General features: G+C 60.2%; 12 protein-coding genes. 10 read left to right on the forward strand and 2 right to left on the reverse strand.

Going from position 1 to position 13603, the window contains the following annotated elements; genetic code table 11:
* Positions 1-146: 146 nt before the first annotated feature.
* The 6 genes from glgA to QP828_RS06410 all read left to right on the forward strand — a co-directional run bounded on the left by glgA (position 147) and on the right by QP828_RS06410 (position 5354).
* Positions 147-1394: a glycogen synthase gene (gene glgA / locus QP828_RS06385; protein WP_274778563.1), complete on the forward strand. Its 1248-nt coding sequence runs from the start codon at positions 147-149 to the stop codon at positions 1392-1394.
* Positions 1395-1429: 35 nt separating this feature from the next.
* Complete coding sequence (locus QP828_RS06390; protein ID WP_274778558.1) at positions 1430-2215, forward strand: ABC transporter ATP-binding protein; 786 nt, start codon at positions 1430-1432, stop codon at positions 2213-2215.
* Positions 2216-2371: 156 nt separating this feature from the next.
* The gene (locus tag QP828_RS06395) at positions 2372-2794 is read left to right on the forward strand and encodes an NfeD family protein (RefSeq protein ID WP_126135600.1); all 423 of its coding nucleotides are present in this window, start codon (positions 2372-2374) and stop codon (positions 2792-2794) included.
* Between the two features lie 64 nt (positions 2795-2858).
* Positions 2859-3950 (forward strand): SPFH domain-containing protein, encoded by a 1092-nt coding sequence (locus QP828_RS06400; RefSeq protein ID WP_274778559.1) that lies wholly within the window; start codon positions 2859-2861, stop codon positions 3948-3950.
* A gap of 138 nt (positions 3951-4088) precedes the next feature.
* On the forward strand, positions 4089-4946 hold the full coding sequence (locus tag QP828_RS06405) for a TrmH family RNA methyltransferase (RefSeq protein ID WP_274734066.1): 858 nt from the start codon (positions 4089-4091) through the stop codon (positions 4944-4946).
* A 111-nt stretch (positions 4947-5057) separates the two neighbouring features.
* Positions 5058-5354, forward strand: a complete 297-nt coding sequence (locus QP828_RS06410; protein ID WP_164545978.1) for a helix-turn-helix transcriptional regulator — start codon at positions 5058-5060, stop codon at positions 5352-5354.
* Positions 5355-5443: 89 nt separating this feature from the next.
* Here the strand turns inward: QP828_RS06410 and QP828_RS06415 are convergent, their stop codons facing one another.
* The gene (locus tag QP828_RS06415) at positions 5444-5917 is read right to left on the reverse strand and encodes a tRNA (cytidine(34)-2'-O)-methyltransferase (RefSeq protein WP_274734063.1); all 474 of its coding nucleotides are present in this window, start codon (positions 5915-5917) and stop codon (positions 5444-5446) included.
* Positions 5918-6037: 120 nt separating this feature from the next.
* On the opposite strand from QP828_RS06415, the gene QP828_RS06420 reads away from it, so the two are divergent.
* The 4 genes from QP828_RS06420 to QP828_RS06435 all read left to right on the forward strand — a co-directional run bounded on the left by QP828_RS06420 (position 6038) and on the right by QP828_RS06435 (position 12505).
* The gene (locus tag QP828_RS06420) at positions 6038-6826 is read left to right on the forward strand and encodes a DnaE2-dependent mutagenesis accessory factor ImuA' (protein ID WP_274734062.1); all 789 of its coding nucleotides are present in this window, start codon (positions 6038-6040) and stop codon (positions 6824-6826) included.
* Complete coding sequence (locus QP828_RS06425; protein WP_274734061.1) at positions 6798-8561, forward strand: Y-family DNA polymerase; 1764 nt, start codon at positions 6798-6800, stop codon at positions 8559-8561. Before QP828_RS06420 ends, QP828_RS06425 begins: the two co-directional genes overlap by 29 nt.
* A gap of 2 nt (positions 8562-8563) precedes the next feature.
* Positions 8564-11815, forward strand: a complete 3252-nt coding sequence (locus QP828_RS06430; RefSeq protein WP_274734060.1) for an error-prone DNA polymerase — start codon at positions 8564-8566, stop codon at positions 11813-11815.
* A 153-nt stretch (positions 11816-11968) separates the two neighbouring features.
* A complete protein-coding gene (locus QP828_RS06435; RefSeq protein WP_274734059.1) occupies positions 11969-12505 on the forward strand; it encodes a hypothetical protein in 537 nt (178 codons plus the stop codon).
* On the opposite strand, the gene QP828_RS06440 is transcribed toward QP828_RS06435, so the two are convergent.
* Positions 12502-13572: a GNAT family N-acetyltransferase gene (locus QP828_RS06440; RefSeq protein ID WP_274734058.1), complete on the reverse strand. Its 1071-nt coding sequence runs from the start codon at positions 13570-13572 to the stop codon at positions 12502-12504. The genes QP828_RS06435 and QP828_RS06440 overlap by 4 nt on opposite strands.
* Positions 13573-13603 lie beyond the last annotated feature (31 nt).

The raw sequence follows: 13603 nt of genomic DNA on the forward strand, positions 1-13603 counted from the left end.
GTGGACAAGCTGAGCGTAGGTCCACGCTGTGGATAGATACGTGCCACGGCTGTGTTTCCCGGTGCGGTGGGATACCCTTGGGGTAGTACGCACGCATGATCCGCTTCGTGGGGAAGCGGACGGCGGCGAAGAAGCCGGAGGCAGCCATGCGCATTGATTTACTGACCCGTGAATACCCCCCGCACGTGTACGGAGGCGCGGGAGTCCACGTTACGGAACTTTCCCGGGTGCTTGCCCGGCACGCTGATATCCACGTGCGTGCTTTCGACGGCCCGCGCACTCCCGCGCAGAACAAAGATGTTCCCGCGGGCGTGGCGCTCCAGGGTTATGACTACCTCAAGGAACTTGAGGGCGCTAACGCTGCCGTGCGTACGATGGGCGTTGACCTCGCGATGGTCACGGATGTCGAGGGAGCGGATCTGGTGCACTCCCACACCTGGTACGCAAATTTTGCCGGGCATATCGCCTCGATTCTTTACGGAATTCCGCACGTGATTTCGGCTCACTCCCTCGAACCGCTGCGCCCGTGGAAGCGCGAACAGCTCGGGGGCGGCTACCACTTGAGTTCCTGGCTGGAAAAAACAGCATATGAATCCGCGGCCGGAATCGTGGCGGTATCTCACGCGATGCGCTCCGATATTTTGCGCTGCTACCCGAATATTGCGCCCGAACGGGTGCGGGTCATCCACAACGGTATTGATTTGAACGCGTGGAAGGCCCCGGAAACCAGTGCGGATAAAGAAGAAGCCCGCCGGTATTTCGCCAGCTACGGTTTGGATCCGGACCGGCCCACCATTATGTTCGTAGGGCGCATCACCCGCCAGAAGGGCGTGCCGGGCCTGCTGCGCGCGCTCCGCCAGGTAGATAAGGGTATTCAGGTGGTACTGTGCGCCGGGGCTCCCGATACCCCCGAAATTTTGGAGGAAACAAAGGCTCTCGTGGCCGAGCTGCAGGCCGAACGCGAGGGCGTGGTATGGATTGACGATATGCTCAGCCAGGATCGCATTGTTGCCCTGGAAGCGTGCTGCACCACCTTCGTTACCCCCTCCATCTATGAGCCACTCGGCATTGTTAATCTCGAGGCTATGGCGGTGGGATTACCGGTGGTCGGCACCGAAACCGGGGGGATTCCCGATTGCATCGTGCACGGAGCCACCGGGCTGCTCGTACCTATCGAACAAGCTCAGGACGGTACGGGCACCCCGCTCAATCCCGAGCAATTCGAGGCAGATCTGGCTGCGGCTCTCAACGAGGTATGCTCCGATCCGGAACGGGCCGCGCAGATGGGTGCCGCGGGCCGGCGCCGGGTGGAAGATCATTTCTCCTGGGAAGCCATTGGCGAAAAAACCATGGAGTTCTACCGGGAACTCGTGGATAACTATCCGCGGCGCTAACGAGTTCTGCCCCAGCGGCACGCTATTCTAGAACCATGGGTGACGTGCTGTCGTTGAAAGATGTAACGCTACGCCGCGGGGCCACGGAAATCCTCCGCTCGGTATCTTGGGATGTTAATTCCGGGGAGCGCTGGGTTATTTTCGGGCCGAATGGCGCCGGGAAAACCACGCTGATACAGGTGGCTGCCGCGCGGCTCTTCCCCAGTTCGGGAAGCGTAGAGCTCATGGGCGAACGCCTCGGCACGGTAGACGTGCGGGAGCTGCGCAGCGCCGTGGGCGTGACCTCCGCCGGGATCGATGCTCGTATTCCCGGTGGCGAAACGGTTTTCCAGGCGGTGCGCAGCGCCGCGTACGGGCACCTGGCCGCGTGGAATGAGGAGTACGACGCCGCAGATGATGCCCGCGCCCGCGCCATGTTGCGCCGGCTCGGCTTGCGTGACCTCGAGGAACGTAAGGTTGCGTACCTATCGTCCGGGGAACGTAAACGCCTGGGTATCGCGCGCGCTCTCATGCCCAATCCGGAAGTCCTTATCTTGGATGAACCCACCGCGGGTCTGGATCTGGGCGGGCGTGAACGTCTGTTGGGCACCCTGTCACGACTGGCCGGGGAAGTATACGCCCCGGCCATGCTGCTGGTTACCCACCACGTGGAAGAAATCCCGGTCGGATTTACCCACATGCTGCTGCTTAAAGCCGGAAGCGTTGTTGCCGCCGGGCCGCTGGCGGAAGTTCTTACCTCAGCGCAGCTCTCGGATGTTTTTGATTACCCGCTGCGGGTGGAGGAAAACGCGGGGCGTTACACGGCGCGCGCGGCCCGTTAGAAATTTCCGGCGCGCGGCATATCCCAATATCCCGCACCGGTCGATGTGCGGCTCGGTATATCCGGGTAGCAGTGCGTCCGGTAGCATGGCACCAGAGGACGAAGAGGCCCGGAGTCGGAGAACCGGCAGTACGGAACTCTCAGGAAAGGGAGAACAATGACGTGGCAAATTTGGGTCATCGCCGGGTTGGCACTCGCAATTGTTGAGATGTTTACCCTCGATTTCACTTTCCTTATGTTGGGGCTATCGGCCCTGGCAACCGCGGGGGTGGCTCTGGGAACAGATATTCTCTGGGTTCAGATCGTGGCCTACGGGGTTTTCGCTCTTATCCTCTTGCTCTTCGCCCGCCCCTGGGCGCGCCGTCACGTCAATCCACGCGGAGCCGCCGTTGGCAACGTGGAGGCGCAGGTGGGCCGGCGGGCCTACGCGCTCACGGAAATTACCGAACGCAGCGGGCGCGTGAAAATTGGCGGAGATGAGTGGAGTGCGCGCACCGCTGCGGGGCGCATCCCGGAGGGCGGCGTCGTACTTGTGCAGGCAATCGATGGCGCCACCGCAATCGTGACCCCAGAACCATAAGTTGTATCTACTCACGTATCACCGAAAAGTCACCGAGGCCGCCTAGCGGCACAAAGGAACAATCATGGATGTTGATTTCAACGCGAGCACGATTATTGGTGTGCTCCTCCTCTTACTCCTTCTCCTGGTGGTGGTGGCGGTGTTCCGTTCCGTCATCAAGGTGCAGCAGGGCTACCAGGTGGTTGTGGAACGCTTGGGGCGCTACCACTCCGTGCTGCAACCGGGGCTGCACTTCCTGGTACCGTTCTTCGATGCGGTGCGCCAGCGCATCGATATGCGTGAGCAGGTGGTACCCTTCCCGCCCCAGCCGGTTATTACCTCCGATAACATCAACGTGTCCATTGACACGGTTATTTACTATCAGGTGACGAACGCGTACTCTGCAACCTACGAAATTGCCGATCCGATGACGGGTATTGAGCAGCTGGCCGTGACCACCTTGCGTAATATCATCGGCACCATGGATATGGAGCAGGCGCTGACCGGCCGTGACCGTATTAATGATCAGCTCCGCAGCGTACTTGACGATGCGACCGGGCGGTGGGGTATTCGTGTTTCGCGCGTGGAATTGAAGGCGATTGATCCGCCGGCCACGGTGCAGGGCGCGATGGAGCAGCAGATGAAGGCGGAACGTGACCGCCGTGCCGCGATCCTCACCGCGGAAGGTATTAAACAGTCCCAGATTCTGACTGCTGAGGGTGAAAAACAATCGGCTATTCTCAAGGCTGAAGGTCAAGCGCAGGCCACCGTTCTCAAAGCTCAGGGTGAATCCCGGGCTATCCTCCAGGTCTTCGACGCGATCCACAAGGGTAATGCCGATCCGAAGCTGCTCTCTTACGAGTACATCAAGACGCTGCCGCAGATCGCCAATTCCCAGTCCTCGAAGCTGTGGATTGTTCCTACCGAGCTCACCGCCGCACTTGACGCGGTGCAGAAGGGCTTTGGTGGGGGCCGCAGCGGCGGGGGAGATGAACCCAGCCCGGCTGGGCCCACCGGGGTAGATTTTGAGAATGCGGCTGATGTGGCCGATGTACTCAAGGAAACCACCCTCCCGGATATTGATTCGGCGCTGGCCGATGCGCGTGGAGAAGCTAATCGCGCGGTTGATGATGCCCGCGGTTCCGTTTCCGATCCCACCCAGATGCCGCATAACTAAGCGAAGATAAAAAGCTTGCCTGGGGCGTAATGCCGCGGCCTTGCTGCAATATAACTAACCGGGGCTACCCTCGCGTTCTGCGCGATGGGTAGCTCCGGTGATTTGTGTCTGGCACCGGCACGGTGGCACGCTTGCTATGTGTTGATTTACCTCGATGACGTTGCTGCTCCCGAACTCGATGACTATTTCCGGCTGACAGATGTGCATCTCCGCCGCCTGCTGGAACCCGAGCGCGGGGTGTATATGGCCGAATCGACAAAAGTCATCGAGCGGGCTTTACAAGCTGGCCACCAGCCGCGGTCTTTTCTTAGCTCACCGCGGTGGTTACCGGATTTGCAGGCGTGCTTATTACGTTGCGGCTGGGAAGCGGAGGGTGCTGGAGTCCCTGTCTACGTAGGCACTGATGACATGCTCCAGGCGGTGACCGGGTTCAAAGTGCATCGGGGTGCGCTAGCCGCGATGCACCGCCCGGAATTGGCCGATGTTGCCACGCTGCTATCGCGGGCGCGCGCAGGGCGTGGGGCGCGGCGCGTCGTCGTTCTAGAAGGCTTGGTAGATCATACGAATGTGGGCGCTATTTTCCGTTCTTGCGCCGGACTTGGGGTTGATGCGGTGCTGGTGACCGATACCTGTGCCGATCCGCTGTACCGCCGCTCCGTGCGGGTATCTATGGGTACCGTATTTCAGGTGCCGTGGACACGGATCCACGACTGGCCGCGCAGTATCGAAAAATTGCACGAGCTCGGTTTCTTAACGGCCGCCTTGGCGTTGGAAAACGACGCCGAAACTCTTGATGACTTTGCGCAGCGGGCTGATGTGCTGGCCTCGGATTCGCGAGTAGCGCTTATTCTCGGAACAGAAGGGGACGGCCTGAGTGCGCGCACGGTTGCGAGCGCTCAGACCCGGGTTATTATCCCCATGGCCGGGCATGTGGATTCTCTCAATGTGGCGGCCGCGAGCGCGGTAGCTTGCTGGGCGCTGCGCATCCGGGACTGAGGTAGGGGCGCAAAGAAGCGGCACGTAGAGCTGGCCATTGAGAAAATAATTACTGTTAATGCCGGGTATACCCGGTGGAAGGAGGGTGCTGCGCGCGGCGAAAGTGGAAGGGTGCAGGACAGTTCCCAAATTGATTCGCTCGTCGCGTGGCGCCTGGCGAAAACAGTACGTGACCGGCGTGAAAACCTGGGAATGTCGCAAGAAGATCTAGCTTTGCGCGCCAATCTCAACCGCACCACGTTGCAATCGCTAGAAAGCGGGCGCTCCGACCATAAAACCGGAAAGCCAGCTAATCCGCAGCTACGGACGCTGCTCCAATTGGCGCGGGCGCTGGAAATGTCCGCCGGGGAACTACTTGGCGAAGCCGAGCGCTTATATGATCAGGCGCTTCGCGAGGAAGGCCTGTAACTTGATTCCTGGCCGGCGCTGGGATGAGCTCGCGTGAGATGCCGTGCATACGATGCGGGCCATCACACCGGGGATGCCGGTGAAATACCTTAGGAAAATTGGGCGGCACCGGGGTATCCGAGCTGGCGCCAGGCTTCGTAGGTTGCAATGGATGCCGCATTGGCAAGATTAAGGGACCGCAGGTGGGGGAGCATCGGTATGCGCACCGCCGCGGTGATACGTTCGTGGGCGACGACGCGCGCGGGTAAGCCGGTCGGTTCGGGCCCGAAAAGAAGATAGTCATCGGGCTGGTAAGAGACCTCGGCGAAGTTGTTCTGGGTATGTCCGGTAAAAGCAAAGATGCGAGCAGCAGGCGCGCTGGTGAGAAACTCCTCAAAATTCGGGTGAATAACGAGGTCCGCGAGGTCGTGGTAATCCAAGCCGGCACGTTTGAGATGGGCATCGGAAAAATCGAAACCGAGGGGCTCGATAAGGTGCAAGGTGGCGCCGGTGCACGCCGCTAGGCGAATCGCCGCGCCGGTATTACCGGGAATGCGCGGCTCGTAGAAAACAATATGAAGCACCTATCCAGGGTACTAGCCTGAGAATTTCACGCGCGATTTTTGTGTCGTATCCCTTCGGTAGAGTAAAGCCGTATCGTAAAATCGAACATACGTTCTAATATGTTGTGTGGGGGGGGTGCTATGGGTGCGCAGAAACTAGCGGCCGCGCGTGCCGCGCTGGCCCGCGCGGAATCCGCGGTGGGATTAGCTGGATCGCAACCGAAGCCACAGCCGTATTCGGGCGGGAACGGGTGGGATCTCCCACCGGAACTTTCTCCGCTTTTTCCGCGGGGTCTAGCCCCGGGAATGACGCTCGGAGTCAGCGGTTCGCGTATTGCACTGGCACTGGTGGCTGCCCTGGTAAGCGCGCAAGGCGCGTGGTGCATCTATCTGGGCGTTCCTGATATGGGGTGGGAAGCCTGCGCCGGGTTAGGCAGTGATCTCAATCGGATTGTTACTATTCCTTACCTCCCGCCGGCGCGGAGCGGGGCGGCGCTCTCGGCCGCGATTGATCTTTTCGACGTGGTGATTGTGGGGAGCGCGCTGCGAGTGGATACGCGGGAGCAGCGTAGGCTCGCGCACCGGGCACGTAGCCGGGAAACACTGCTTATTGCGGAAAATTGGCAGGTGCGTGATCGGGTGAATGCGCGCTATGAGTCGGTGACGGGCCCGGCCAACGGAAGTGGGCACGTCGCGTATATCACCGTGGAGCTCCGCTCCGCGCACGGTGCGCGCCTGCGTATTTCCTGGGATGCTACCGGCTGGCACCCGGCCGCGGGCCTGCGCGCGGTGCCAGCTGTACGCGAAGCTGCTCCGGCGCCTCGGGTTCCGCGCGGGCAGGCTATTGGAGGCGGGCTCCGTTTGGTACCGGTTAGCGATACGCGGGGGGAGGGGGAAAATAATGCGCCAGGCAACGGTGTGGGTTCCTAACTGGCCCATTATCGCGGCGGAAATGGCCGGGATTGCCACCAGGGAAACGCCCGTAGCACTCGTGGAACACCACCGGGTAGCCAACATCAATGTCTGGGCCTGGCGGGAAGGTGCTCGCGTGGATATGCCCACTCGGCAACTGCAATCTCTCGTGCCGCAGTGCACCGTTATTCAACGTGATAGGGCGCGTGAACTGCGCTTCTTTGACCCGGTGCTGCGTGCTATCTCAAATAGAGTGGCGCGTTTCTCGCTGGTGGAACCGGGGGTGGTTATCTTTTCAGCGGCGGGGCCGGCGCGTACCGAAGGGGGAGAAGAACGCTTATGTGAAAACCTTGTGGGAGATATTGTTGATGCCGCCGGGTGCGAAGCCCGGGTTGGAATTGCGGAGGGAACTCTTCCTAGCCTGTGGGCAGCTCGCACTTCGCGCATTATCGCTCCGGGGGCTTCCGAACAAGCGCTGGCCGGTCAACCGATCTCGCTCTTCCTTCTTGTCGCAACACCAGCAACGCGTCCGGCGCTCCGCGATTGCGTGGAGCTACTTCGTGATCTGGGTATCGCCACTATCGCGGATGTTATCGGGCTGGGGCAGCGTTCCCTCGTTACACGTTTCGGCAATATCGGGCAATACATGTGGGATCTGGCCGTCGCGCGCACCCTGCCCGCGCATGAATCAACTCCGGATACGCGTGATATATCCGTGGTAGCCACCTTTGATCCGCCTCTCACTCACGCGGAGCACGCGGCGTTTGCCGCACGTAATCTTGCCGGGCAGCTCGAAACAAAAATGCGTGCCGGTGCGGCTGGCTCTGCTCGCCTGGATATCCGGGCGAGTGCCGCACACGGAGAAGTGATGACACGCAGCTGGCACCTCGAACTCCTCACCCAAGAAGATGTGGTAGATCGGGTACGGTGGCAAATCTCCGCTTGGATAGCGCAGCCTCGGGAAAACAGGGAAGCCTTAGCGGGAAGTCCCGGCGGTGCTAGCGGTGTGGAAGCCGATGCGGCCGGCATGGAAAACCGCGGAGGCATTACCCAATTAGAGCTCATAGCGCGGGATATTACCCCAGCGGGTAACCATCCGGCCCCTCTCTGGGGCGCGCGCACCGCCAGCGATGCGGCGGCCGCTCGCGGGGCTCACCGCCTCCAAAGTCTCCTCGGTGAAGAATACGTGCGGGTACCTCGCCGGGTGGGTGGGCGCCTCCCCGAGGAAGATGTGCAAGAAATCCCCTGGGGGCAGGCCGTAGATACCTCCCGGGCTCAGCTTCCCTGGCCGGGCCGGCTGCCCGAACCTGCTCCGGTACAGCTGCTGCGCACTCCCTATCCGGTAACTGTGCTGTGTACCTGCGGGAAGCCACTCGCTATTGCCGCTACTACCGCGCTGCACTGCCCGGGGGAGTGCCGGCATCCCTTTCCCGCTACTGTCCGCGCGGTCTTGCCGGCAGAACACGCTGGTCCATGTGTGGGTGATGCTGCTGTAGCCGGTGGTGCTACCTCACCTGCGGGCGGTGCTACCTTATCCACGGGTAGCTCCGGATTTCCCACCGCATCGCTTCACGCTCTTTTCGGGGTGGAAGAATTCCTCACGGTGCTCGACTACGCCGGCCCCTGGGTCAGTGAACAGCGCTGGTGGGCACGCGCCACCCGGCGTGCCTATATCCAGGTGGTCACCACCACCGGGGCTGTACTTCTCTATGTAGAACAGGAGCGCTGGTACCTTGCTGCCAGCTACATCTAGCCATGACCACTTTTATCAGCAGCTCTCCCTATGTTCCGTATGCAGAACTGCATGCCCACTCAGCTTTCAGTTTTCTCGACGGAGCTAGCTTGCCCGAAGAGCTCGTACAACGTTGCTTAGATCTGCGTATCGAAGCTCTAGCTCTTACCGATCACAATGGTTTTCCAGGTGTCATGCAGCTCGCGCAAGCCGGGCGGGATACCGGCCTTCCTACCATCACCGGCACCGAAATAACGCTGAATAGTACCCGGCCGCGCGAAGGCCCGGATCCGGATGGTGACCATCTTGTTTTCCTTTCTCGAACCCCGGCCGGATATCAGCACCTCTCCCGCAGTATAGGAAACGCCATGCTCGCCAGCGGTGCGAAAGGAATCGCGCACCATACTCTAGATCAGCTCGCGCGCAATAATGGCGATATTCTCGTCCTCACCGGTGGCTGCCGGAAAAGCGCACTCCGCCGAATCCTTGACACCCAGCGAGGCAGCTGGGCTCGCAGCGCAGCCCGGCAGGAACTAGCCCTACTTATCGATACCTTCGGGAAAGATAACGTGGTTGTGGAACTCACCTCCCATGCCGGGCCCCTTGATGCGCAGCGGTGTGATTTTCTCGAAGCCCTAGCCCAAGAAGCCGGGGTTCGCGCGGCGGTCACCGGAAACATCCACTACGCGCGTCCCGCAGACCGTCCGATTGCCGATGTATTCGCGGCTACCCGGGCCCGCTGCACTCTCGATGAGATAGATCCCTACCTACCCGCCGCCGGAAGCTACCTGCGCTCCGGGCACGCTTTGCGTACTCTGCACCGCGGGCGCGAACGTTACCTGGAAGCAGCAGCCCACATCGCAGCAGAATGTGCTTTTGACCTCTCCCTCGTTGCGCCGAACCTTCCGCCTTTCCCAGTTCCGGATGGCTATACCGAAGCCACATGGTTGCGGGAACTTGTTATGCGCAAAGCCCGGGAACGCTACGGGACACCGGCGGAATACCCGCGAGCTTGGGAAGTGATTGAGCACGAACTCGAGGTCATCACCACCTTGGGGTTCCCCGGATACTTTCTCATCGTTGAAGAAATAGTGTCCTTTTGCCATTCACGTGATATTTGGTGCCAAGGCCGCGGTTCCGCAGCGAATTCCGCCGTCTGTTTCGCCCTGGGGATCACCGCGGTAGATGCCGTGAAACACTCCATGCTTTTTGAGCGATTTTTATCTCCGGGGCGCTCGGGGCCACCCGATATCGATATTGATATCGAATCTTCACGCCGCGAAGAAGTCATCCAACATGTCTACGCGCGCTATGGGCGTTCCCACGCGGCCCAGGTTGCTAATGTCATATCCTATCGGCCGCGCTCCGCTCTCAGGGATGTGGCTCGGGCCTTCGGATATCCGGAGGGCCATATCGACCAGTGGGCAGAGGCAACCCACCATCGCAGTCTTAGCTCGGATAGCGGCGCACAGCCTCGGCACGCCGGAATACCGGAGCGCGTGGCGGCGCTGGCTGCCCGGATACAGCAGCTCCCGCGGCATCTTAGTATTCACTCTTCCGGAATGGTGCTCTGTGACCGGCCGGTTATTGACGTTTGCCCGGTAGGTTGGGCCTCCAAAGCGGGAAGAACAGTACTGCAATGGGATAAAGATGATTGCGCTACCGCAGGGCTCGTGAAATTCGATCTTCTCGGGCTCGGAATGCTCACCGCCTTGCGTATTAGCTTCACCGAACTCACGCGTCGTGGAATTCTGGATCCGTATGGTCGCCCCCTCAGCTTGCACAATGTGCCGGCAGAAGATCCGGAAGTTTATCAGCTCCTCCAAGCAGCCGATACCGTCGGAGTTTTCCAGGTGGAATCACGGGCACAAATCGCCACTTTGCCGCGCCTGAAACCCGAATGCTTCTACGACCTTGTTATCGAGGTAGCTCTCATCCGCCCGGGACCTATCCAAGGGGGATCCGTCAATCCCTATATTCGGCGTAAACAAGGCAAAGAAAAAGTGACCTATCCCCATCCGCTCCTGAAAAACGCGCTGGAAAAAACCCTGGGGGTGCCACTTTTCCAAGAACAACTCATGCATATTGCTATCGATGCCGCGGGCTTCACACCCGCGCAAGCCGATCAACTCCGCAAAGCCATGGGCGCGAAACGTTCAGCTGCCCGGATGGAACGCCTCCGCGGTCACCTCATGGAAGGCATGGAAAAACAGGGGATTACAGATCCGGCGGTGCGCGCAGAAATCTATGAGAAACTTGCTGCCTTCGCCCAATTCGGTTTCCCCGAATCCCACGCATTTTCCTTCGCCTATCTCGTTTATGCTTCCGCCTGGCTCAAAGTCCACCACCCGGAAGAGTTCTATATGGGCTTGCTCAATGCGCAACCGATGGGGTTTTACTCCCCACAATCCCTCGTTGCCGATGCCCGGCGGCATCACATCGTGGTGCGGCGAGCCGATGTTACACGTTCGCAGGAACACGCCAGTGTGGAAGAACTATGCGATACGGAGTCGCATCCGAAACGGGAACACCCGCGTATCCACGTGGATAGCCACCGTTACCTCCAGCTCGGGCTCGCCGGTATCAAGGGCCTCGGAAGCGCAGCCGTGCAGCGAATTCTCACGGCCCGCTCCCACGCACCTTTCCGTGACCTCGCTGATCTCGCGCAGCGCGCCCGGTTAAAAACAACAGATATCGAGGCCCTTTCTCGCGCCGGAGCCACCGACAACCTGGGCCTGAGCAGGCGGGAAGGCGTGTGGATCGCCCAGGCCGTGAGCAATGCTGATATTGCGCGAGGCACCATATATCAGCCCGCGATCCCCGGAACCGAACCTTTCGGTGCGATCCCCGAGCTCCCGGAACTCACCGCAGTGGAACAAGCTCATGCAGACCTGCGCGCCACCGGGATTTCTCCCACGTCCTATCCGACGCAATTTATTCGCCCAGCTCTCACTGCGCGCGGGATTCTCACCGTCGCCGCAGCGTCCACCCATCCGGAAAAAAGGAGGTGCAAAGTAGCCGGCCTTGTTACCCATCGCCAGCGTCCCCATACCGCGAAAGGCATCACCTTCCTCAACCTCGAGGACGAAACCGGGATGCTCAACGTCCTCATTACCCCGCAGCTATGGGAAAAGTATCGGGATATCGCACGAACCGCGAACGCCCTGGTTATCCGCGGGATGGTCGAACGCGATGGCGGAGCCGCTGTTTTCCACGCGGATGGAATCGCAGCTATTCCGCTCGGGATCAGCCTGCCCTCCCGGGATTTCCGCTAGTCGCACGGGAAGTCTTGTGGCACAAGCGTAGCGGCGTCGTCGCTTAAAACCTCTTAGCGAAAAGAACGCACCGCGCCGCAAACAATCGATACGATAACTGAAGTTGCTCCCTATCTGGAGCAGCACCCGCACAGAATCTGGAGGCACAAGGTTATGGGTAAATATCGGGCACTGTTGCGGCTTGCGCGTCGTATCGGCCCCGCCATCGTTTTCGTGATCACACGTTACGGACCGCAACTGCGCGCCCTCATCCGCGAAAACCCGCAGATTGTGTCCAAAATTCAGAACCGCATGCATCAGCTTGCCGGCAAAAACCCGCACGAGCGGGAAGCGCGTAGCCTGGGCGGCCGCATCGAGATCCTCAAAGAACACGTCACCTATCTCTATGCCTCGGCCAATACCCCGGAAATTGCCGAAAAAGCTGCGGCCTGGCGTGCGGAACTCGATTCTATTGACCGGGCGATCCCCGTCCTTGATGCGATGGCCCGCACCCAGCGGCTCAGCGAGCAGCGCAAGCTCTCCAAGCGGATCGACGCGCTATCCCAGAGCATTCTTTCCGCCAGCCTCAGCGATTACATTGAAGACGCCATTATTGACGACGACGCAGCTGCCCCCGGGAACGCGGCGCCGGGTGACGACGCTACTCCCGGCGCCCCCGAAACTGACAGCCCCGGAACGAATCGCCATTAGCGCGAGTGCTCCGCAGAATTGTGCGGGGCCAGTCCCAAAACACGCGGGATATCCGGGTTGAAGAAATGTGGGCCCTTGAGAACTTTGCCGTCCTCCCGATAGATCGGCCGCCCGTCCGCCCCAAGCTTCGATAGATTCGAAGCCTGTACCTCGGCAAGCACATCGGCCATCGGAATACCCAGCTCTAAAGCCATCCCGTAAATGACATACACCAAATCCGCGAGCGCATCCGAAATCTCAACGATATCGCGGCTCTCATCATCAAGATCGACAGCGCGCTCAAAAGCTGCGCTGATCTGCTCACCAGCCGCCTTACCGTAGGCAGCGGTCACCAATTCGGTGAATTCCTCAGCGATAAGGGACATACGCATCGGCAGGCGCGGCCGATGCGCATTCGGCCCGTCGGTGACGATGGGAAGGGAGTACGTTTCGTGGAATTGCCGTACCAGATCCTCCGGGCGGCGCGGATCGGAAAAAGCCGGATGCTTTTCACTGGGCCCAAACCAAGCGTGCGCGGGCTCCATGGCCTCCCCGCGCTGGAGAGTTGCCTGGAATAAACCGTAGACCTCGCCCTTATTTACCGTGACCGCCGGGCGAATACCAAGGAAGGAAAAGCCGAGCTTCCACGCGATCTTTGCCGAAGCCCAATTAATATCTGAACCTTGCACTTCGCAATCCCAATGCATGGCGGCAAGATCAGTTTTATCAAAGAAATATTCCAGCGCTGCGCGAACGGCTTCCGTCACCATGCCGGTGTTACGGGCCTCTTTGGCGGCCCAAAAGCCGAGCCGGCCGATGCGTCCGTTTCCCGTTACATCTACCTGAACGCATCCCAGCGGCGCGGATTGAGAGGTGTGGCGGATCAACCACACCGGTGAACCTTCGGCCCATTTCCGCGGCGCGAACTCCGTGACGAAAGCTTCGGCATCAGAGCGCGAATACCCGGCCGGAATCGTGGTCCAGCGTTGGATATCCGGATCTGCGCATATCGTCGCTAGTGCGGGAACATCCGCGGGGCGCGGAGCGCTGAGAAAGTACGACGGCGTGGTTAGTGTGAACTCCTGCATGGCTTTAGTGTACGCAGGCCAGCAAGCCTAC

The sequence above is a fragment of the Actinotignum sanguinis genome (assembly GCF_030230305.1).
GTDB classification, from domain to species: domain Bacteria; phylum Actinomycetota; class Actinomycetes; order Actinomycetales; family Actinomycetaceae; genus Actinotignum; species Actinotignum sanguinis.

What these genes read in the sequence shown, in the direction of transcription:
- QP828_RS06430 (WP_274734060.1), top strand. Translation starts at nt 8,564, where the DNA reads ATGACCACTTTTATCAGCAGCTCTCCCTATGTTCCGTATGCAGAACTG.
- QP828_RS06440 (WP_274734058.1), bottom strand. Translation starts at nt 13,572, where the DNA reads ATGCAGGAGTTCACACTAACCACGCCGTCGTACTTTCTCAGCGCTCCG.
- QP828_RS06390 (WP_274778558.1), top strand. Translation starts at nt 1,430, where the DNA reads ATGGGTGACGTGCTGTCGTTGAAAGATGTAACGCTACGCCGCGGGGCC.
- QP828_RS06425 (WP_274734061.1), top strand. Translation starts at nt 6,798, where the DNA reads ATGCGCCAGGCAACGGTGTGGGTTCCTAACTGGCCCATTATCGCGGCG.
- QP828_RS06435 (WP_274734059.1), top strand. Translation starts at nt 11,969, where the DNA reads ATGGGTAAATATCGGGCACTGTTGCGGCTTGCGCGTCGTATCGGCCCC.
- glgA (WP_274778563.1), top strand. Translation starts at nt 147, where the DNA reads ATGCGCATTGATTTACTGACCCGTGAATACCCCCCGCACGTGTACGGA.
- QP828_RS06400 (WP_274778559.1), top strand. Translation starts at nt 2,859, where the DNA reads ATGGATGTTGATTTCAACGCGAGCACGATTATTGGTGTGCTCCTCCTC.
- QP828_RS06395 (WP_126135600.1), top strand. Translation starts at nt 2,372, where the DNA reads ATGACGTGGCAAATTTGGGTCATCGCCGGGTTGGCACTCGCAATTGTT.
- QP828_RS06420 (WP_274734062.1), top strand. Translation starts at nt 6,038, where the DNA reads ATGGGTGCGCAGAAACTAGCGGCCGCGCGTGCCGCGCTGGCCCGCGCG.